Consider the following 20095-nt stretch of genomic DNA (forward strand, 5'->3'; position numbering starts at 1 on the left):
CCGCGGTGACTTGCGTCAGAATGGCGGCTTATTTGGGTTGGAGGGAACTCGCCGCCGAACGCGCCGCCTCGGTGCGCCAGGCGCGCGGCGACATGCCGAACGCGCCGCGAAAGGCGTGGCTGAAATGTGAAGCATCGGCAAAGCCATGCCGCATCGCGATTTCGGTGATGTTCAAATGCGCCGACGCATGATCGGCAAGGTCGGCGCGCGCCGATTGCAGACGGCGCTCGCGGATCCAGGTGCCCACGGTCACCCCGAACTCCTCGAACAGTCGATGGAGATAACGCGGACTGAAGCGAAAGGCCTGCGCGATGGTCGCGGCCGAAAGCGACGGATCGCCCAGATGCGCAACGATATGATCCTGCACCCGGTTAAGCAGCGCGCGGCGAAAGCTGGTTCCGGCAAGCCGTTCGGGCGCGGGCCGAAAAGCGGCCGCGACCAGTTCGACCGTCGCGCGCAGCACCGCCGCGCGGTCCTGCGGCGCGACCGTGTCGACCGTCCGGTGGATCTGGCGCAGGTGCGACAGGAGGATCGCGCCGAGGCCCGCGCTGCCATCGACGGTCAGGCCGCACATGTCCTCGATGCCCGGAACGATGGTTTTGGCCATGCGGTGCGGGATCATGATCGACAGTTGGTGCAACTGGTCGCTGTTCTGGAACATCGCCGGACGCGTGCTGTCCCACACGGCTATCGTATCGCGGCGGACGACCGATTCATTGCGTCCCTGACGGAGCAGGCAATTGCCCTCGTCGAAATAGAGCAGGCAGAAATAATCGTCGGCGCCGCGCCGGACATCGTCGTGGGTGCGGTATCCCGTCACCGGATCGCAGACGATGTCGGTAAAGACGAAATCGTCGATCGCGCGGCGGCGCAGCTCGGCATGATAGGCGTCCGAGCCGGCGCGGCTCAGGCCCCAGTGAAAATGGGTCCGGTCGAACACTTCCTGAAACCCCGGCAATTGGCGCGGCGGCGGCAGGGAAGCGGACGTCCAGCGCTCTTCGCTTAGCAGCATGGCACTGCCCCTCTCTCCGACTCCGCAGGCTAGGGCGTTCGGGCCGCCGATGCAATCGGCGCGCCGCAAGGGTTCGCGCCCATACAAAAACCTGTGCGCCCCCATACAATTTTCGCCGGAAAACCAGTCGGTTTGGCGTGACAAGGCGCCCGACGCCCGGTTCGCCCTCAGTCAAATTTTGCGCCGCTCCGACACATGCAGTTGCCGCCGCCGCGCCTAGAAGGAGGGAGAAGAGGCCGATCCAACGCAGGTGGGCCGAGACCATGGAGGGGAATATATGTCGAACCAGTTCCGGATCGGGCTGTATATGGCGGCGGCTACCACGGCCCTTGCCGTCAGCGCGCCCGCCTTTGCCCAAGAGACAACCGCGCCCGAGCAGGGCGGCGTAGGCGATATCGTCGTGACGGCACAGAAACGCGCCCAGAATCTGCAGGACGTGCCGATTTCGGTCACAGCCTTCGACGACACGGCGATCAAGGAAGCGGGCTTCACCAACAGCCTGTCGATCGGCGATCAGGTCCCCAATCTGGAGATCAAGACGTTCGGCGGCGTCCCCAACATCTTCATCCGCGGCGTCGGCAACAACGACTTCAACGCCTCGTCGATCGGCCCGATCAGCATCTATCGCGACGATGTGGTCGTCGCATCGACCGGCAGCCAGATCTTCTCGCTGTTCGACCTCGAGCGGATTGAGGTCGTGCGCGGTCCGCAAGGCACCTTGTTCGGCAAGAACACCACCGGCGGCGCGATCCAGTTCTTCTCCAAGCTCCCCGACGATATCTTCGAGGGCAACGCCCGCGTCGGCTATGGCCGGTTCGACCTGTTCGAGGCCGAGGCGGCGGCCAGCCTGCCGCTCGCCGAGGGCCTGTCGATGCGCGTCGCCGGGATCGTCCGTCGGCGCGACGGCGAAAAGACCAATCTTTTTAACGGAGAAGACGTCATCAACGTCGATGAGGCCGCGGCGCGGGCCATCATTCGCTGGCAGCCGTCGAGCGACACCGACATTCGCTTGTCGGTCGGCGGCGGACGCGACCGCAGCGACTATCTGGAAAACAAGCCCGTCGGGACGATCAACGGCGCCGACCTGTTCGGCTATACCGATCCCTTCCCCGACAAGGCGAACCTGCTCAACTTCAACGGGCCGTCGCGCAACTACAGCGACAATGTCTTCGTCAATCTCAGCGTCGCGCAGGATTTCGGCGACTTTTCCTTCCGGTCGCTGACCGGGTACGACAAGAGCGAGGTCGACAACCGCGTCGACGTCGACGGCGGACCGTTCCGCATCGACGAGATCGTGTTCCTGACCGACGCCGAACAGGTCACGCAGGAGTTCCAGCTCTCCTATGACCGCGGCCCGCTCAATGCGATCGTCGGCCTCTATTATTTTCAGGAGGATCTCGACGCCGACAGCGACGCCGACCTGCTCGGCGAGCTCACCTTCGCCCAGGGCGCGCTGCCGCTGATCACGCGCGCGACGCGCAAGAACAAGGCCTATGCCATCTATGGCCAGGCAAGCTATGCGGTCATCCCCACGCTGCGGCTGACGCTCGGCGGACGCTACACGATCGACAAGGTACGCGCGACGCACCGCGCCGACCTGATCGAAGGCTATTTCGACGCCGACATCCCCAACGGCACGCCGGTGCCGCTCGTCCCGTTCGCATCGCTGAAGGACACGTTCAAATCCTTCTCGTGGCGCGTGTCGGCCGATCTCGACGTCACCGACGATATCCTCGCCTATGCGAGCATCGACCGCGGCTTCAAGGCGGGCGGGTTCAACATCGGGATCATCACCAGCGTCGCCGAACGCACGCAGGTCGATCCCGAATATCTGACTTCCTATGAGATTGGGCTGAAGACCACCCTCTTCGACCGCCGCCTGCGGCTGAACCTGTCGGCCTTCTATTATGACTATACCGATCTGCAGGTGCTGTCGGTCAACCGCCAGGCGGGAAGCGCGGTGCCGACGCTCGGGCTCGACAATGCGGCCGACGCGACGATCAAGGGGATCGAGGTCGAAGCGACCGCGGTGCCGACCGACTGGCTCGACCTCGGGCTCAATATGGGCATCCTCGACGCCACATATAAAAACTACCTCTCGGGCGCGATCGACCCGGTGACCGGCGATCCGCGCGACTTTTCGGGCAACCGCATGCCGGGCGCGCCGAAATTCACCGCCTCGACCTTTGCACAGGTGACGATCCCCGTCGGCGATTTCGAAACGCGCTGGCGCGTCGAATATAACTATACGGGCAAGAAATATTACAACAACGCCGAGGACGAGCTGATCAGCTCGGGCGAAGGCTATGGGCTGCTCAACCTGCGCTTTGCCTTCGCCAACCCCGACCAGGGGTGGGAACTTGCCGCCTGGGCAAAGAATGTCACCGGCAAGGCCTATATCGTCGACGCCACCGACACGAGCGGCTTCGGGTTCGTGCCCCGCTATTATGGCGAACGCGCGACCTATGGCGCCGAACTTTCCTTCCGTTTCTGACCAAGGACGCACGAACGATGCTGGATGAACGCCTGACGACCGCCGAAATGATGAAATGGGCGCCGCTTGCCGAGGGGATCGAATTCACCCTGCTCTATTCGAGCGCCGAGACCGGCCGCTGGACCGTGTTGTTCCGTGCGCAGCCGGGCAGCTTCTTCGGCCCGCATCTCCACCTCGGCGCGGGCGAATATTATGTGCTGAAGGGGCGGATGACCTATCGCATGGGCGAGGCGCCGGCGGGGGCCTATGGTTATGAACCGCTCGACGTCATCCACGAGCACACGGCCTTTCCCGAATATACGGAATTGCTTTTCACCAATTACGGACCGGTTGCCTTTCTCGACGAAAAGGGCGAGATTTCATCGATCCTGGACCATAAATTGCTCGAGGAGCTGATGGCGGCGGCGTGATCCGATGAGTGCAAGCTATGACGAAGTCCGTGCCGCCAGCCTTGCCGACCCCGACGCCTTCTGGCTGGGCGCGGCGGCGGCGATCGACTGGGACACCCCGCCCGATAGGGGATGGGTCGAAGGCGAAGGATGGTTCGCCGGTGCGCGGCTCAACACATGCCGCAACGCCGTCGATCGCCATGTCGAGGCGGGGCGCGGCGGCGACACCGCCGTCATTTACGAAAGCCCCGTAACCGGGACGCGCCGCCTGATCAGCTTTTCCGAACTGCGCGATGAGGTCGCGCGCACGGCAGGAATGCTGGCCGCGCTCGGCGTCACCAAGGGCGACCGCGTCGTCATCTATATGCCGATGATCCCCGAAACACTGTTCGCCATGCTCGCGTGCGCGCGGCTCGGGGCGGTTCATTCGGTGGTGTTCGGTGGCTTCGCGCCGCCCGAACTTGCCAAGCGCGTCGACGATGCGACGCCGAAAATCCTCCTCACGGCGTCGTGCGGGATCGAAGGCAGCCGCATTGTCCCCTACAAACCGCTCGTCGACGAAGCGCTCGAACTCGCGCGGCACCCGATCGACCATGTCGTCCTGCTCCAGCGCGACGCCTGCGAGGCGTCGATGACCGCAGCACGCGACCTCGATTGGGCCGAAGCCTTTGCGGGCGCCGCGCCCGCGCCGTGCGTGCCGGTTGCGGCGACCGATCCGCTCTACATCCTCTACACCTCGGGCACCACGGGGACGCCCAAGGGCGTGGTCCGCCAGAATGGCGGCCATGCCGTCGCACTCGCGTGGAGCATGGCCAATATTTATGGCGTGCACCCCGGCGACACCTTCTGGGCGGCGTCGGATGTCGGCTGGGTCGTCGGCCACAGCTATATCGTCTATGGTCCGCTGCTCGCCGGGTGCACGACGCTGCTTTTCGAGGGAAAGCCGGTCGGGACGCCCGACGCCGGAACCTTCTGGCGCACCATTGTCGACCATGACGTCGACGTGTTTTTCACCGCCCCCACCGCGATCCGCGCGATCCGCAAGGAAGACCCCGACGGCGGCTTCATCGATGCGACCGGAACCGGACGTCTTAAGGCGATGTTCCTTGCGGGCGAGCGCGCCGACCCGAGCACGATCGAATGGGCGGAACGGCATTTGAAACTGCCGGTGATCGACCATTGGTGGCAAACCGAACTCGGATGGCCCGCGATTGCCACCTGTTTCGGACTTGGCGACACGCGCCGCCGCGCCGGAAGTGCGGGCTTTCCCGTACCCGGCTTTCGCTTTGCTCTGTTCGACGAAGCGGGATGCGGCGCAGGCAGCGCCAGCGACGGGCGTCTCGCCATCAAGGCGCCGCTACCTCCGGGATGCTTTTCAACCCTGTGGAACAACGAAGCCGGATACGCGCGATCCTTTGAAAGCTTCCCTGGCTTTTATGAAACGGGTGATGCGGGCCATATCGACGGCGACGGCTTCCTGCACATCATGGGGCGCACCGACGACATCATCAACGTCGCGGGGCACCGGCTGTCCACAGGACAGATCGAGGAGATCATCGCCGGCCATCCCGCCATCGCCGAATGCGCCGTCGTCGGCGCCGACGACAGAATCAAGGGCATGGTGCCTTGCGCATTTGCCGTGGTAAAGTCGGGCGCTCCCCGAAACGATGAACTCGCGAGCGAGATTATTGCGCGCGTCCGCGGCAAACTCGGGCCCGTTGCGGCGTTGAAGCGCGTGTGCATCGTCGACGTGCTTCCGAAAACCCGATCGGGCAAGATCTTGCGTGCGGTGATACGCCGTCTGGTCAACGGCGAGGATGTGGACGCGCCGCCCACGATCGAAAATCCGGATGCCTTGATAGCGATCAGAGCCAGCTTGAGGGGAACATCATAGCCCAGGTGCAACGCAATTTGGCTGATGGGGACTATCCGCCTTTAGGATCAACGCATCTTCAACATCGACGCCAAAGTGCCGCACAGCATTTTCAATCTTGGTGTGACCAATCAGAATCGGCGCGGCACGCAAATTCCCGGTCGCCTTGCAGATGCGCGATGCCTTCGTTCGGCGTAACGAATGGGCGTAATCTTCGCTTCGTATACCAACCGACGAGACGCGCATGATGACGCGTGCTCAACTGCGCCGGCAAGAGCGCCAGATCCGCTTGCAGGGGACCCGCGGAACTACGCCACAATGCGCTATCCGGCGATAGTTTACTGAAATATCTGAATTGTTTGCATGTGCATGGTGCGCCCGGCAGGATTCGAACCTGCGACCACCCGCTTAGAAGGCGGGTGCTCTATCCAGCTGAGCTACGGGCGCCCCGGGGTGGCGAATAGCGTGGTTTGCGTCCGGCGCAAAGCGCGTTAAGCAGCGCGGCATGGAAACGCCCCCCTCCCCTGCGGCCGAAGCTGCGCCCGCGCGCGTCGCCGCCGCGAGCGTGCGGCATTTCCGCTATTACGACCTGGTGATGGCGGCGTTCGTCGCGATCCTGCTGCTCTCGAACATCATCGGCGCGTCGAAGCCGAGCTTCGTCGCACTGCCCGACGGCAGCCAATGGGCATTCGGCGCCGGGGTGCTCTTCTTCCCGATCAGCTACATCATCGGCGACATATTGACCGAGGTCTACGGCTATGCGCGCGCGCGGCGGGTGATCTGGACGGGTTTCGCCGCACTTGCCTTCATGGCGCTGATGGCGTGGGTCGTCGTCGCGTTGCCGCCCGCCGACGGCTGGCCGGGGCAGGACGCCTATGAGTTCGTGTTCGGCAACAGCTGGCGCATCGTGCTCGCGTCGATGGCCGCCTTTTGGGTCGGCGAATTCGCCAACTCCTATGTTCTCGCGCGCATGAAGATATGGACCGGCGGACGCTTCCTCTGGGCGCGAACGATCGGCTCGACTGTCGTCGGCCAGGGTCTCGACAGCCTGATATTCTACCCGCTCGCCTTTTACGGGCTTGCCGGATGGCCGGTCGAGCAGCTTTATCAGGTCGTGCTGTCGCAATGGCTGATCAAGACAGCGTGGGAAGCCGCGCTGACGCCGGTAACCTATTGGGCGGTCGGTGCGTTGAAGCGGCGCGAGGGTGTCGACGTCTTTGACGAGGGCACCGATTTCACGCCTTTTGGAGCCAAGGTTTGACACGATGACGCTGGTGCAACTGGCCGCCCTGTTTCAGGAGCAGAAGCTGTGGATCGTATCCGCGAGCGACCTCAGCAAGGATGCGCTCCACATCTATTTCGGGCTGGGTCTGTTTCTGGCGGTCCGCCTGCTGTGGCGCTGGCGCGGTGGCTGGATTGCAGCATGGATCGCGACCTTTGCGATGGCCTGCGCCGGCGAATGGCTCGACATCGTCGCGGAAATCACGCGATCGACGCTACAGCCCGACACGGCACACTTGCACGACATCTGGAATACGATGTTCTGGCCGACGGTGCTTATGCTCGTCGGCCGATGGCTGCAACCGCAGCTGTCCCGCGCGACTGCGACGCCGTCAGGCGAGGACGCCGAGCGCCGCCTCAAACAGGCGTAGCCCGTCGGTGCCGCCGTGCGCGCGGTCGATCGCGCGCTCGGGGTGCGGCATCATGCCGAGCACGTTGCCCGCGTCGCCCAGAACGCCCGCGATGTCGCGCGCCGATCCGTTGACCCCGTCGAGATAACGGAACGCCACGCGCCCCTCGCCCTCGATCCGGTCGAGCGTCGCCGCATCGGCGAAATAATTGCCGTCATGATGCGCAACCGGAATGTCGATCGTCTCGCCCGCCTGATAGGCGGCGGTGAACAGCGACTGGCTGTTCTCGACCTTCAGCGACACGGTGCGGCATACGAAGTTCAGCCCCGCGTTGCGCATCAGCGCGCCGGGAAGCAGCCCCGCCTCGGTCAGAACCTGAAAACCGTTGCACACGCCGAGGACGGGCACGCCGCGCGCCGCCGCGTCAGCAACCGCGCGCAGGATCGGCGAACGCGCCGCCATCGCGCCCGAGCGGAGATAATCGCCATAGGAGAAGCCGCCGGGCAACGCGATGAAGTCGGTGCCATCGGGAAGCGCCGTCTCGCGGTGCCACACCATCGCGGGCGCGCGGCCGGTGACGGTTTCGAGCGCGACCGCCATGTCGCGGTCGCAATTGGAGCCGGGAAAGACGATGACGGCGGTCTTCATGGCGCGGGTTCCTTCGTACCGGTCAGGGACGTTCGATGCGGTAGTTTTCGATCACTGTGTTCGCGAGCAGCTTCGCGCACATCGCGTCGAGATCGGCGTCGGTTACGTCGTCGGCAACCTCCAGTTCGATGAAGCGCCCCGCGCGCACATCGCTGACGCCGGCAAATCCCAGTCCTTCGAGCGCATGATGGATCGCCTTGCCCTGCGGGTCGAGGACCCCGGTCTTGAGCGTCACATAGACATTCACTTTCATCGGGGCAGACCTTTGTTCGAGCGGGCGGGAATCTGGCCGCGCCTATGCCCGCGAATCACCCGAACGGCAAGGGGCGTGCGAGGGTAAAAAGCGCCTCTTCGGATTGCGAACCAGTCGCAACTTTCTTGTTGCGAATCGGTCGCACTAGCCGTAAAGAGGAGTTGCTGAGAAGGATTCGCACATGGTCGTCTGTGTCTGCAACGCAATAAAGGAAAGCCAGCTGCGCGATGTCGCGCGGAGCGGCCAGTTGCGCTGCGCGAAGGCGGCCTACGCGCAAATGGGTCGCAAACCCAAATGCGGACAGTGCCTGAATTTCGCTCGCAATATCATCAGCGACGTCGCCGCGACCGCCTGATTTTTCTAGGAAAACCGTCACTTTCACCCTTGGCCTGACGGGTCCGGGAGGCGTATAATGCGCCTATTATCCCATCCCCGGACACAGAACAGGACAAGACAATGAAGGGCGACGAAAAGGTCATCGATTTCCTCAACGAGGCGCTCAAGAACGAATTGACCGCGATCAACCAATATTGGCTGCATTACCGCATGCTCGACAATTGGGGCATCGCGCGGCTCGCGCATTTCGAGCGCGAGGAATCGATCGACGAGATGAAGCATGCCGACAAGCTGGCGGATCGCATCCTCTTCCTCGGCGGCCTCCCCAATTTCCAGTTGCTCGGGCGGCTGCGCGTCGGAGAGACGGTTGAGGAGATTCTGAAGGCCGACCTCGCGCTCGAGGAAGAGGCCATCCCGCTGCTCAAGGATGCGATCGCGCATTGCGAGGGGGTGCGCGACTATGTGAGCCGCGACCTGTTCACGGACATCCTCGAGAGCGAGGAGCATCATGTCGACGAGCTCGAAAAGCAGTTCGACCTTATCGAACGCATGGGCATCGAAAATTATATCCAGCTCCAGTCGAAACCGGTGAGCGACGACTGAGAATTAGAACGTCGCCCCCGCGAAAGCGGGGGCCGTCATCAGCCTTTTCCGGGATCGCTACCCTGCATCGTGACGCAAACCGAGAGCGGCCCCCACTTTCGCGGGGCGACGAAAGCGTGCAAAACCCAGGCTTTCCCAGGGCGCCTTCGGGCGCCATTCTTTTCCCTTGTATTTGCGATTAATTCTCATTAGCACAATCGAGCAGTCCCCTCCTGCCGGCCGCTGCAACTTTCAGCTGCACCCATGCGGCCGGCATCTTTCTCGGCCTGGAAGCCGAGTGACGGGCTGCGACGGGAGACACCAGCCGCATGCCAATCCGCGATACCTTGCGCCGCCTGACCGAACAGCCGCTGCTACGCGCGCTTCCCGTCGATGCCGCGCAGGTGGTGCTTGCGCTGCGCTATTGCATCCTCTGTCGTCGCGGTGGGCGAGATCCGATGCCCGAGCTTGAGCGCCGCTGGGGCAAAATCCTCGCCGCGCGGCGCTTCCGCCTCGTCGTCGAGGCGATCGGCCATGTCTGGCCGGACCCCTTTGCCGTCGCGCCGCCCTGCTGTCCGCACCTGAGCTTCGACGAAGCGCTGCTCGCTTCGGTAACGGTCGCGGCGGCGCACCAGGATCGCGCGCATTTCGACTGGCTGACAAACGAAATGCTGGGATGCGATGCGCGCGAAATGCTGTTCGTCGCGCTCGGCAATTTCGTGCGGGCAAAGGCGCCGGGGCGGGTTTAGCACCGACGGGGTGCGATCAAATCCCACTTGTCGTCGGTGGCAAGCGTGAAGCCGAGCTTTCCAACGCAGAAGGCGATGGCCTCGTCATAATCGCGCACGACGAGCGCGACATGCGCAAGCGACCGACGCGTCATTCGCGCAGCCCCCGCAGCGCCGCGCCCGCCGCAAAGGGGCCGATAACCGTCAACAGCAGACTCGCCGCGCCGAGCAGCTTCACCGCGCCGCGCCCCGACGGGTCGAGCATTCCTGCACCAAAGATCAGCAGCGGCACCGCGAGCGGCAACACGAGCAATCCGCCGATCGCGCTCCCGCCCTTGAGGTTTGCCGTGAGCGCCGCGCTCAAAACGGCAAGCGATGCGAGCGCGGGGATGGCGATTGCAAGACCGGTCGCCAGCATTTCGACACGCGCGGCGTCTTGCGCGAGCAATGCCGCCGCCGGAAGCAGCGCGACGAGCAGCGGCAAGCCAAACCCGAACGCGTGTGCGGCGATCTTGACCGCCGCGACCACCTCGTCGGCAAAGCCGCGCACGGCAAGCTGGTCGAGCACGCCCGTTTCCTTGTCGGGTCGCACCAGCCGGTCGATCGGCAGCAGCGCCGCAAGCAGCGCCGCGACCCAGACCATCCCGCCGCCCGTCCGCGACAGCAGCGGCGCGTCGGGGCCGACCGCAAAGGGAAAGGCGGTGGCGACGAGCAGGAAGAAGACAATGGGCAGCCATAGCGCCCCGCTGCCCCACGCGCGGCGCAGGTCGCGCCAGAAAAGCGCGATAAGCGCCGTCACGCCAACGCCCCGATATCGAGCTCGGCCAATTCCGCTATGTCCAGCGCAAAATGGGAGGCCAGCAGCACCGCACCGCCGTTGCCGCGATGCTTGGCAATCGCCGCGACCAGCCGCGCCTTCGCCGCTTCGTCCATACCATTTGCAGGCTCGTCGAGCAGCCAGATCGGCGCGCCGCTCGCGATGACGCGCGCCATCGCGGCGCGCTTTCGCTGGCCCGTCGAGAGCATCGCCACCGGAACCTCGGCGAGCGGTGCCAGTCCCATCGCGCCCATCGCTTCTGTGACGCGGGGGCCATCGATCGTGTCGATGCGCGCCCAGAAATCGAGCGCACGGCGCAGCGGCAGTTCGGGGTCGAGCGCCGCGCCCTCGTCGATCAAGGCGATGCGCTCGCGGCGTTCGACCGTCCCTGCCGCCGCGCGCAGCAATCCCGCCGCGAGCCGGATCAGGCTCGACTTGCCCGCGCCATTGGGGCCGCGCAGCCACAGCGCGCCGCCGCGCGCCAGCGCGAGCGAGACCCCCTCGAACACCAGCCGGTCGCCGCGCACGCACGCCACACAATCGAGCCGCAGCAACAGGTCGGCTTCGCTCACGCCATATCCTCTAGCGCGTGCATATCGTCGTCGGAAAAGCCGAAATGGTGGCCGATCTCGTGGATCAGTACGTGGCGCACCAGCCAGTCGAGCCGCTCTCCGCCCTCGATCCATTCGACGAGTATCGGGATGCGATAGAGCGTCACGCGGTCGGGCATGCCGCCGCTCGCGTCGATGCTGCGTTCGGTGAGCGGGCGACCTTCATAAAGACCGGTGAGGTCATAGGGATGTTCGATCCCAAGCGAGGCAAGTATCTCGTCGTCGGCGAATTCCTCGACCGAAATCACGAGCCCGCGAATGTGCGGCGCAAAGACGTCGGGGAGCGTCGCGAGCGCCGCCTCGGCCATCGCGAACAGCGCGTCGGCGTCGGGCGCTGCGCCGGTCCAGCCGGCAGGAAGGGCAGACTTGTCGCTCATCGCGCCCTTCCTTATGGCGGGCGTAACGGCTTGACCAGCGGGAGAAACGAAGATGGTCCAGAAACTCGACGATGCGGCGCGCGCCGCGCTGCTCAATCGCTTTCCCGACTGGACGCACGAGCCGGAGCGCGACGCGATCGTGCGCCGCTTCCAGTTCGCCGATTTCGCGCAAGCGTTCGGCTTCATGGCGAGCGTCGCGATCATTGCCGAAAAGATGGACCATCATCCCGAATGGTCAAACGTCTATAACCGCGTCGACGTCCTTCTGACGACGCACGACGCGAACGGCCTGTCCGAACGCGACGCCCGGCTGGCGGAGGCGATCGAAGGGCTGCTCTGACGCACTTCTTCGCGCAGGATCTAACGCGCGAACAGCCTTTTCAGCCAAGCATCGACGGCTCCCGTCGGCGCATAGCCGGGGTCGCCGAGGCTGCGGTTGATCTCGGCATGGCCTTTCAACCCCTCGCCGGGGAAGCTGCCATGCTCGACGCGCGAACCGCCCTTTTCGAGCGCAGCCCCCAATGCCTTCGCCTGCCGCACGCCGTCGGGCCGCTGGACATACAGGAGCAGGAACGCGGGCGCATTTGGCGCGACTGCCTGCGTGGTCGGCGACAGCGCCTTTTGCCGCACCGGATCGGTCCCGAACGCCTGCGCATATGTCTTCTGCATGATCGGCGGCCCATCGCTCATCTGCGCGGGCACGTCATAGGCGGCGCCGTCGATCGGGATCACCCCCGCGATGTCGGCGAAGGACAGTCCCGCGCCTTTCAGATAGCGTTCGTCGGTGCCGACCAGCGCGACGAGATGCGCGCCCGCGCTGTGCCCCATCAGCACGATGCGCCGCCGGTCGATGCCGAGCGCCGCCGCCCGGTCGACGAGCGCGCGCACCGCGCCCGCGACGTCGGCGGCCTGCTGCTCGACTTTCGCCGCAGGGACGAGGCGATAGTTGATCGACGCAAAGGCATAGCCCTGCCCGGGATAATGCACCGCCTTGAACCGGCCCGTCGCATTGTCCTTGTCGCCGCGCTTCCAGCCGCCGCCGTGAACAAAGACGATCAGCGGCGCCGGTCCCTTTGCGCCCTTGGCGCGCCAGATATCGAGCGCCTGCAGCGGGTCGGCGCCATAGGATATCGTCTCGCTTCCCGGAACCTTGGGCGCGTTGTCGGCCCCCATCCGCTCCATGATCCGGTCGCGCAGCCGCTCGCGGCCGTCGGCAAAGGGAGCCGGCACGGCGATGCTCGCCACGGCAAAGGCCGTGACGGCGACAAATCCGACGAACGGGCGCGGGCAGCGCATGGGCATTCCTTTCCAGGACGAAAGCGTCGCCCCGACGGGGACGCGAGAAAAACAATCCTCCCGAAGAGAATATCTGCGCGGCAAATGTCGCATTTTCATGCCAGCCGCGCTTGCCTCTGCGGCCAAATCCGCTAAGGCCGCGCGGGCTCTTGCGGGCCGCACACAGCAGGACAGCAACATGGCAAATGTCACCGTCATCGGGTCGCAATGGGGCGACGAGGGCAAGGGAAAGATCGTCGACTGGCTCGCAAGCCGCGCCGACGCGGTCGTCCGTTTCCAGGGCGGGCACAACGCCGGCCACACGCTCGTCGTCGGCAACCAGACCTACAAGCTGTCGCTGCTCCCCTCGGGTATCGTCACCGGCACCTTGTCGATCATCGGCAACGGCGTCGTGCTCGACCCGTGGGCGCTGCGCGACGAGATTGCCAAACTGCGCGGCCAGGGTGTGACGATCAACGCCGAGAATTTCGCGATCGCCGACAATTGCGCGCTGATCCTGCCCTTTCACCGCGACCTCGACGCGCTGCGCGAGACGGCAGCCGGCGCGGGCAAGATCGGCACCACGGGCCGCGGCATCGGTCCCGCCTATGAGGACAAGGTCGGCCGCCGCGCGATCCGCGTCTGTGACCTTGCGCACCTCGACCATCTCGAACCGCAGCTCGACCGTCTGACCGCGCATCACGACGCGCTGCGCGCGGGTTTCGGCGAGCCGCCGATTGACCGCGACGCGCTCGTCGCCGAGCTGCGCGAGATCGCCGACTTCGTGCTCGAATATGCGCAGCCGGTGTGGAAGCGGCTCAAGAAGGTCCGCAAGGCGGGCGCGCGCATCCTGTTCGAAGGCGCGCAGGGCGTGCTTCTCGACATCGACCACGGCACCTATCCCTTCGTCACCAGCTCGAACACCGTCAGCGGGACCGCCGCGTCGGGCTCGGGCCTTGGACCCGGCGCCGTCGGGTTCGTGCTGGGTATCGCCAAAGCCTATACGACGCGCGTTGGCAGCGGCCCCTTCCCCACCGAGCTTGAGGACGAGACCGGCCAGCGCCTCGGCGAGCGCGGGCATGAATTCGGCACGGTCACGGGCCGCAAGCGCCGCTGTGGCTGGTTCGACGCGGTTCTCGTGCGCCAGAGCTGCGCCGTTTCGGGCGTCACCGGTATCGCGCTCACCAAGCTCGACGTCCTCGACGGTTTCGAGAAGGTCCGCATCTGCACGGGCTATCGCCTGCGCGGCAAGATCCTCGACTATTTCCCCGCCCACGCCGCCGATCAGGCGGCGGTCGAACCGATTTACGAGGAAATGGACGGGTGGAGCGAATCGACCGCAGGCGCGCGCAGCTATGCCGATCTGCCCGCGCAGGCGATCAAATATATCCAGCGCGTCCAGGAACTGATCGAAACGCCGATCGCGCTCGTGTCGACCAGCCCCGAGCGTGACGACACGATCCTGATCCGCGATCCGTTCAGCGACTAGGGCGCGGGCGGCCCTTCCGTTTTGGCGTCCCCCGTGGCACCAAGACGGCATGACCCGCCACATCCTCGTCTTCTACGGAAGCTACCGCCGCGACCGACAGGGCATCGCGCTTGCCCGTTGGCTCGTCGACGCCATCGCCGCGCGCGGCGACAGCGCCGAGTTGATCGATGCCAAGACCGTCGATCTTCCGATGCTCGACCGCATGTACAAGGAATATCCGAAGGGCGAGGCGCCCGCCGCAATGGAAGAGCTGGCGGGCAAGATCCGCGCCGCCGACGGTTTCCTGTTCGTCACCGGCGAATATAATTGGGGGCCGCAGCCGGGGCTCAAGAACCTGACCGACCATTTCCTCGAGGAGTGGTTCTGGCGTCCCGCGGCGATCGCCTGTTACTCGGCGGGTCCGCAAGCCGGCGTACGCGCAATGATGGGCTGGCGCGACATATTGGGCGAGATGGGGATGGCGGTGATCTCCTCGATCCTCCCCGTCGCGCGTATCGGCCATGCCTTCGATGCCGACGGACAGCCAACGGGCGACGACGGCGCGCGGTTGCAGAAGTCCTTTCCCCGTTTTGCCGACGACCTCAACTGGTGGATCGACGCGGCGAAGGCGCAGCGGGCCAGGCAAGCGCCGCCCTACTAGCCTGCGTCATCGCGAGGAGCCGGAGGCGACGCGGCGATCTCCAGCTATCAGCTTTGCGCAAGTCCGGTGGCTGGAGATTGCTTCGCTTCGCTCGCGATGACGACAAACGCTTAACCCGATTTGAGCTCGGCCTTGAGCCGCAGGCTTGCGCGCCAGAAGAAGAAGGCGGGAATCAGCCCCAGCCACGCTGCGCCATATAGCACCCAGCGTACGCTCTCTTCGCCCGCGACGGGTGCGAAGAGGTCGGAGAGGGCGCCGAAAAGGAAGGGTCCGAGGCCGAGGCCAATCAAATTCTGGCCGAACAGCATGATCGACGCCGCGACGGCGCGCGCGCGCGGCTGAACCAACCCCTGCACGCAGCCATAGGCAGGACCATAATAGGCGGCGTTGAAGATTGTCGGCACGACGAGCAAAGCCACTGCGATCCGCCAATCCTCCATATAATAACCCAGAAACAGCAATGGCGCCGCCACCGCCATCCCGTAAGCGGGGAACGTCAGGATATGGCGCTTGTCGCGCTTGCCGAGGACATCGGCCGCCTTCCCGCCGAGCCAGGTCCCCACCGCGCCCGCAAGCCCCAGCACGACTGCCATCGACAGCCCAGCCTCGGTCGTCGACAGGCCGTGGCTGCGGATAAAGAAGCTGATTGTCCACAGCGCCTTGCCATAGCCCAGAAAGGCCGTGACCGACGCTGCGATGAGAATATAGACGAAGGCGCGCGAGCCGAAAATTTCCGCAAGCGCCTTTTTCGTCGACAAGGGGGCGGGCTTGGTCGCTTCCGCGGCATCGAGCGGGCGGTGGTGGCGCGGCTCGCGCATGAAAAAGAGCACCGCGAGCGCGAGCAGCAGCCCCGGCGCGCCAACGAGCATCAGCGCGATCCGCCAGCCATACAGATCGTTTACGACGCCCCCGATGATAAGCCCGAGCAGCGATCCCACCGGTACGCCCAACCCGTAAAAGGCGATCGCCGACGAACGCTTCTCCGCCGGTACGCAGTCGGTGATCAGCGAATGGGCGGCGGGCGTGCAGCCCGCTTCCCCCACCCCCACGCCGATGCGTGCCAGCAGGAGCTGGACGAAATTCTGCGCAAGCCCGCACACCGCCGTCATCGCCGACCAGACGGCGACGGCCAAGGCGATGAGCCGAACGCGGTTGGTGCCCTCCTTGTCGGCATAGCGCGCGATGGGAATGCCAAGCAGCGCATAGAAAACTGCAAAGGCCGGGCCCGCGAGCAATCCCAGTTGCGTATCGCTGAGCCCGAGCTCGCCCTTTATCGGCTCGGCAAGGATGTTGACGATCTGCCGGTCGAGGAAATTGAATATATAGACGATCAGCAGGATCCACAGCGTCGTGCGGACATTGGCGGACGCGGCATCGCCGCTCGGCGCCGCAGCGCCCGGCGCAAGGGCGGCTTTTTCGGTCATCGCATTCTCCCGCGACGATGGGTGCAGACGGCAAGGGCGCGAGTCAACGCCGCATCGACGGTCCGAAAATGGCGACTTGCAATTGCCGCTACGGCTGGCAGCTTGTGGGCCATGCAAAAATTTTCGCTGCTCGCCGCCTCCGCGCTCTTCCTCATCGCTCCGGCGATGGCGTTACCGCCGCCGCTGCCCGAAGTCGCAGGCAAGGACGCCGCAACCTTGCAGGCGGAGATGAGCGAGGGGCGGATCAATAGCGACGTTGCGACCGCCGCCTATCTCGAGCGTATCCGCAGGGTCGACGATGCGGGTCCGACGCTCAACGCGGTCATCGCGACATTTCCCGACGCGACGGTCGAGGCACACCGGCTCGACCGCGAGCGCGCCGCGGGCGCGATCCGCGGCCCGCTTCACGGCATTCCCATCCTGCTCAAGGACAATATCGAAGCAAAGGGTCCGGTCCCGACGACCGCGGGCTCGCTCGCGCTCAAGGACAATGTCACGGGCCGCGACGCCCCGCTCGTCGCGCGGATGCGCGAGGCGGGGGCAGTCATCCTCGGCAAGACCAACCTCAGCGAATGGGCGAATATCCGCTCGAACGATTCGACGAGCGGGTGGAGCGCGGTCGGCGGGCTCACGCGGAACCCGCATGCACTCGACCGCAACGCTTGCGGTTCGTCCTCGGGAAGCGGCGCCGCGGTGGCCGCGGGCCTCGCGCCCGTCGCGATCGGCACCGAAACCGACGGATCGATCACCTGCCCCGCCGGCGTCAACGGCATCGTCGGCTTCAAGCCGACGGTCGGCCTCGTCAGCCGCACCCATATCGTGCCGATCAGCCACAGCCAGGACACTGCCGGCCCGATGGCGCTCACGGTGCGCGACGCCGCCGCGGTTTTGACGGCCATCGCGGGCAGCGACCCCGCCGACCCCGCGACCGCCGAGGGCGATGCGCGCAAGACCGACTATGTCGCCGCGCTCGCCGACCGCGCGCTGTCGGGCAAGCGCATCGGCGTGCTGCGCGACCGGATCGGCGGCCGCGCCGACATTGCCACGCTGTTCGACGCAGCGCTGCGCGACATGGAGGCGGCGGGGGCGACGATCGTTGAAATCGCCGACAGCAAGTCGGGGCTTGAGGAACTGGGCGATGCCGAGTTCGAGATATTGATGACCGAGCTCAAGGCCGACATGGCCGCCTATCTCGCCTCGCTCCCCAACCCCGAGGGACCGAAGACGCTCGCCGACTTGATCGCCTTCAACAAGGCGCATCCGGAGGAATTGCGCTGGTTCGACCAGTCACTGTTCGAACTTGCCGAGAGCAAGGGCAGCCTCGACAGCGCGGCCTATAGGGAGGCGAAGGCGAAGGCGGCGCGGCTGGCCGGGCCGGACGGCATCGACCGCTTGCTCGCGGCGCACCGCGTCGACCTGCTCGTCGGCGTGACCAATGGTCCAGCATGGACCACCGACCTCGTCAACGGCGACCATTATACGGGGCCGAGCGCGAGCCAGTTGCCCGCCGTCGCGGGCTATCCGCATCTGACGGTGCCGATGGGTGCGATCGAGGGGCTTCCCGTCGGCGTTTCCTTCATCGGCGGCAAGTGGAAAGATGCCGAGGTTCTGGCGGCGGGCTTTGCCTATGAGCAGGTGAGCCGCAAGCGTGTCGCGCCGACCTATCGCGCGGCGATTACGCCCTGATCGACGCTGCGCTCAGCGCCGGTCGCGTCGCCGCCGCCAGCCCATTTCCTCGAGTTCGAGCAACTCCATCGGTACATGGATGGTGCGGATCGCCATGCGGACCTCGACAAGGAACAGGGTCAGCGAGACGAGCAGCAGCAGCATGGCGGCCGCAAAGGCCCACGAGGCCGCGAGCCCCAGGTTGAACCCGGCAATCGCCTGCGCGAACAAGAGCGCGACGAGCAGGCAGACGACGATACCGCACAGAACCGCGGCCAGGATCGAATTGTTGATGATATCCATCCGCCGGTCGGCGGCACGCAGTTCGTCGACGACGCGGTCATGCTCGGCCCCCTCGGTCTCCGCCCACCGCTCCATCAGGGTCCGCGAGCGGTCAACGACGCGCGCGAGCCGCCCGGTAAGGACGTTGAGCAACGCGCCCGTCGCGACGAGCAGGAATACCGGCGTCACCGACAGCTGGATCGTCTCGGCGACCAGCGCCGAGCTGCCCGCGCTCACCCGCCGCCTGCCGCCACGGTCGGGGTGTTCACGCCGTGCATCTGAAGGAATTTTCGAACGTTGCGCGCGGCTTGCCGGATGCGCTGTTCATTCTCGACCATCGCGATGCGGACATAGCCCTCACCGTCCTCGCCATAGCCGACGCCCGGCGCGACCGCGACCTTGGCATGGGTGAGCAGTTGCTTCGAGAATTCGAGGCTGCCCATTTCCTTGAGCGCGGGCGGCAGCGGCGCCCAGGCGAACATCGACGCCTTGGGGCTCGGGACGTCCCAGCCGGCGCGTGCAAAGCTTTCGACCATCACGTCGCGGCGCTTCTGATAGAGCTCGCGATTCTTCTCGACGATGTCCTGCGGGCCGTTGAGCGCCGCGCATGCGGCCGCCTGGATCGGCGTGAAGGCGCCGTAGTCGAGATAGGATTTGACGCGCGTCATCGCCGCGATCAGCCTTTTGTTGCCGACCGCAAAGCCCATGCGCCAACCCGCCATCGAATAGGTTTTCGACATCGAGGTAAACTCGATCGCGACATCCTTCGCGCCCGGCACCTGCAGGATCGAGGGCGTCGGATTGCCGTCGTAATACAGCTCCGAATAGGCAAGGTCCGAAAGCACCCATACCTTGTTTTCCTTCGCCCAGGCGACGAGCCGCTCGTAAAAGGCAAGGTCGACCGTGTCCGCCGTCGGGTTCGACGGGAAGTTGACGACGAGGATCGACGGACGCGGAACGGTGAACGCCATCGCGCGGTCGAGCGCGCGCCAATAATTCTCGTCGGGAGTCGTCGGCACGCTGCGGATCGCCGCGCCGGCAATGATGAAGCCGAAGGTGTGGATCGGATAGCTGGGGTTCGGCGCGAGCACGACGTCGCCGGGGCCGGTGATCGCGGTCGCAAGGCTTGCGAGCCCTTCCTTCGACCCCATCGTCACGACGATCTCGCTTTCGGGGTCGAGTTCCACGTTGAAGCGGCGCGCGTAATAATTGGCCTGCGCGCGGCGAAGCCCCGGAATCCCTTTCGACTGCGAATAGCCGTGGGCGTCGGGCTTTTGCGCTACCTCGCACAGCTTGTCGATCACATGCTGCGGCGGCGGCAGGTCGGGGTTGCCCATCCCCAGGTCGATGATGTCCTCCCCCGCGGCTCGCGCGGCCGCTCGCATCGCATTGACTTCGGCGATGACATAGGGCGGCAGGCGCTTGATGCGGTAGAATTCATCGTCGGACATGGGAAACTAGAACAACTCCTTTTCGTTTCGGACATTCTCCATCGGCCCGAACGGCGCCTCGCCAGCCGTGCCGCGGCTTGTTATAGGCATGGCAGCAGAGGCTGACCAGCGGGAACCA

At 65.2% G+C, this 20095-nt stretch carries 23 protein-coding genes and 1 tRNA gene; 12 read left to right on the forward strand and 12 right to left on the reverse strand.

What is annotated here, in order from left to right:
• Positions 1–28: 28 nt before the first annotated feature.
• On the reverse strand, positions 29–1012 hold the full coding sequence (locus JI743_RS08315) for a helix-turn-helix domain-containing protein (protein WP_201927821.1): 984 nt from the start codon (positions 1010–1012) through the stop codon (positions 29–31).
• A 277-nt stretch (positions 1013–1289) separates the two neighbouring features.
• Here JI743_RS08315 and JI743_RS08320 point away from each other — a divergent pair, with 277 nt between their 5' ends.
• The 3 genes from JI743_RS08320 to JI743_RS08330 are packed head-to-tail and all read left to right on the forward strand — an operon-like array spanning position 1290 to position 5789.
• Positions 1290–3506, forward strand: a complete 2217-nt coding sequence (locus JI743_RS08320) for a TonB-dependent receptor (protein ID WP_201927822.1) — start codon at positions 1290–1292, stop codon at positions 3504–3506.
• Between the two features lie 17 nt (positions 3507–3523).
• On the forward strand, positions 3524–3916 hold the full coding sequence (locus JI743_RS08325; RefSeq protein ID WP_201927823.1) for a 2,4'-dihydroxyacetophenone dioxygenase family protein: 393 nt from the start codon (positions 3524–3526) through the stop codon (positions 3914–3916).
• A 4-nt stretch (positions 3917–3920) separates the two neighbouring features.
• A complete protein-coding gene (locus JI743_RS08330) occupies positions 3921–5789 on the forward strand; it encodes an AMP-binding protein (RefSeq protein ID WP_201927824.1) in 1869 nt (622 codons plus the stop codon).
• 349 nt (positions 5790–6138) lie between these two features.
• Here the strand turns inward: JI743_RS08330 and JI743_RS08335 are convergent.
• Positions 6139–6215: transfer RNA gene (locus JI743_RS08335), tRNA-Arg, on the reverse strand.
• Positions 6216–6273: 58 nt separating this feature from the next.
• On the opposite strand from JI743_RS08335, the gene JI743_RS08340 reads away from it, so the two are divergent.
• Both JI743_RS08340 and JI743_RS08345 read left to right on the forward strand, forming a co-directional pair.
• Positions 6274–7029 (forward strand): queuosine precursor transporter, encoded by a 756-nt coding sequence (locus JI743_RS08340; RefSeq protein ID WP_201927826.1) that lies wholly within the window; start codon positions 6274–6276, stop codon positions 7027–7029.
• Positions 7030–7033: 4 nt separating this feature from the next.
• Positions 7034–7420: a hypothetical protein gene (locus tag JI743_RS08345; RefSeq protein ID WP_201927827.1), complete on the forward strand. Its 387-nt coding sequence runs from the start codon at positions 7034–7036 to the stop codon at positions 7418–7420.
• Here JI743_RS08345 and purQ read toward each other — a convergent pair.
• The gene (purQ, locus tag JI743_RS08350; protein WP_201927829.1) at positions 7382–8047 is read right to left on the reverse strand and encodes a phosphoribosylformylglycinamidine synthase subunit PurQ; all 666 of its coding nucleotides are present in this window, start codon (positions 8045–8047) and stop codon (positions 7382–7384) included. The genes JI743_RS08345 and purQ overlap by 39 nt on opposite strands.
• Positions 8048–8069: 22 nt before the next feature.
• Positions 8070–8300, reverse strand: a complete 231-nt coding sequence (gene purS / locus JI743_RS08355) for a phosphoribosylformylglycinamidine synthase subunit PurS (protein ID WP_201927831.1) — start codon at positions 8298–8300, stop codon at positions 8070–8072.
• A gap of 181 nt (positions 8301–8481) precedes the next feature.
• On the opposite strand from purS, the gene JI743_RS08360 reads away from it, so the two are divergent.
• The 3 genes from JI743_RS08360 to JI743_RS08370 all read left to right on the forward strand — a co-directional run bounded on the left by JI743_RS08360 (position 8482) and on the right by JI743_RS08370 (position 9967).
• On the forward strand, positions 8482–8655 hold the full coding sequence (locus JI743_RS08360; RefSeq protein ID WP_201927833.1) for a (2Fe-2S)-binding protein: 174 nt from the start codon (positions 8482–8484) through the stop codon (positions 8653–8655).
• Between the two features lie 101 nt (positions 8656–8756).
• Positions 8757–9239 (forward strand): bacterioferritin, encoded by a 483-nt coding sequence (gene bfr / locus JI743_RS08365; RefSeq protein ID WP_201927834.1) that lies wholly within the window; start codon positions 8757–8759, stop codon positions 9237–9239.
• Positions 9240–9547: 308 nt separating this feature from the next.
• A complete protein-coding gene (locus JI743_RS08370) occupies positions 9548–9967 on the forward strand; it encodes an addiction module antidote protein (protein WP_201927835.1) in 420 nt (139 codons plus the stop codon).
• Here JI743_RS08370 and JI743_RS08375 read toward each other — a convergent pair.
• Genes JI743_RS08375 through JI743_RS08390 form a run of 4 tightly spaced genes read right to left on the reverse strand, consistent with a single transcriptional unit; the run spans position 9964 to position 11751 of the window.
• The gene (locus JI743_RS08375) at positions 9964–10101 is read right to left on the reverse strand and encodes a VOC family protein (RefSeq protein ID WP_201927836.1); all 138 of its coding nucleotides are present in this window, start codon (positions 10099–10101) and stop codon (positions 9964–9966) included. The two genes, JI743_RS08370 and JI743_RS08375, sit on opposite strands and share 4 nt — an antisense overlap.
• Positions 10098–10745 (reverse strand): heme exporter protein CcmB, encoded by a 648-nt coding sequence (locus tag JI743_RS08380; protein ID WP_201927837.1) that lies wholly within the window; start codon positions 10743–10745, stop codon positions 10098–10100. Before JI743_RS08380 ends, JI743_RS08375 begins: the two co-directional genes overlap by 4 nt.
• Positions 10742–11335, reverse strand: coding sequence for a heme ABC exporter ATP-binding protein CcmA (gene ccmA / locus JI743_RS08385; protein ID WP_330902320.1), 594 nt, complete (start codon positions 11333–11335; stop codon positions 10742–10744). The genes JI743_RS08380 and ccmA overlap by 4 nt, the downstream gene beginning before the upstream one ends.
• Positions 11332–11751 (reverse strand): metallopeptidase family protein, encoded by a 420-nt coding sequence (locus JI743_RS08390; RefSeq protein ID WP_201927839.1) that lies wholly within the window; start codon positions 11749–11751, stop codon positions 11332–11334. Before JI743_RS08390 ends, ccmA begins: the two co-directional genes overlap by 4 nt.
• A 52-nt stretch (positions 11752–11803) precedes the next feature.
• Here JI743_RS08390 and JI743_RS08395 point away from each other — a divergent pair, with 52 nt between their 5' ends.
• Complete coding sequence (locus JI743_RS08395) at positions 11804–12091, forward strand: 4a-hydroxytetrahydrobiopterin dehydratase (protein ID WP_201927841.1); 288 nt, start codon at positions 11804–11806, stop codon at positions 12089–12091.
• 20 nt (positions 12092–12111) lie between these two features.
• Here JI743_RS08395 and JI743_RS08400 read toward each other — a convergent pair whose 3' ends face one another.
• On the reverse strand, positions 12112–12933 hold the full coding sequence (locus JI743_RS08400; protein WP_438870689.1) for an alpha/beta hydrolase: 822 nt from the start codon (positions 12931–12933) through the stop codon (positions 12112–12114).
• Positions 12934–13225: 292 nt separating this feature from the next.
• Here JI743_RS08400 and JI743_RS08405 point away from each other — a divergent pair, with 292 nt between their 5' ends.
• Positions 13226–14515, forward strand: a complete 1290-nt coding sequence (locus tag JI743_RS08405) for an adenylosuccinate synthase (protein WP_201927843.1) — start codon at positions 13226–13228, stop codon at positions 14513–14515.
• A gap of 49 nt (positions 14516–14564) precedes the next feature.
• Positions 14565–15155: an NADPH-dependent FMN reductase gene (locus JI743_RS08410; RefSeq protein ID WP_201927844.1), complete on the forward strand. Its 591-nt coding sequence runs from the start codon at positions 14565–14567 to the stop codon at positions 15153–15155.
• Positions 15156–15265: 110 nt separating this feature from the next.
• On the opposite strand, the gene JI743_RS08415 is transcribed toward JI743_RS08410, so the two are convergent.
• Positions 15266–16579, reverse strand: coding sequence for a spinster family MFS transporter (locus JI743_RS08415; protein WP_201927845.1), 1314 nt, complete (start codon positions 16577–16579; stop codon positions 15266–15268).
• A gap of 111 nt (positions 16580–16690) precedes the next feature.
• Here JI743_RS08415 and JI743_RS08420 point away from each other — a divergent pair, with 111 nt between their 5' ends.
• Positions 16691–18265: an amidase gene (locus tag JI743_RS08420; protein ID WP_201927846.1), complete on the forward strand. Its 1575-nt coding sequence runs from the start codon at positions 16691–16693 to the stop codon at positions 18263–18265.
• A gap of 12 nt (positions 18266–18277) precedes the next feature.
• On the opposite strand, the gene JI743_RS08425 is transcribed toward JI743_RS08420, so the two are convergent.
• Positions 18278–18763, reverse strand: a complete 486-nt coding sequence (locus tag JI743_RS08425; RefSeq protein ID WP_201927848.1) for a DUF2721 domain-containing protein — start codon at positions 18761–18763, stop codon at positions 18278–18280.
• Entirely contained in the window at positions 18760–19977 is a 1218-nt protein-coding gene (locus JI743_RS08430) for an LL-diaminopimelate aminotransferase (RefSeq protein WP_201927849.1), read from the reverse strand. The genes JI743_RS08425 and JI743_RS08430 overlap by 4 nt, the downstream gene beginning before the upstream one ends.
• Positions 19978–20095 lie beyond the last annotated feature (118 nt).

Origin of the sequence: Sphingopyxis jiangsuensis, assembly GCF_016734905.1 — a bacterium.
GTDB lineage: Bacteria > Pseudomonadota > Alphaproteobacteria > Sphingomonadales > Sphingomonadaceae > Sphingopyxis > Sphingopyxis jiangsuensis.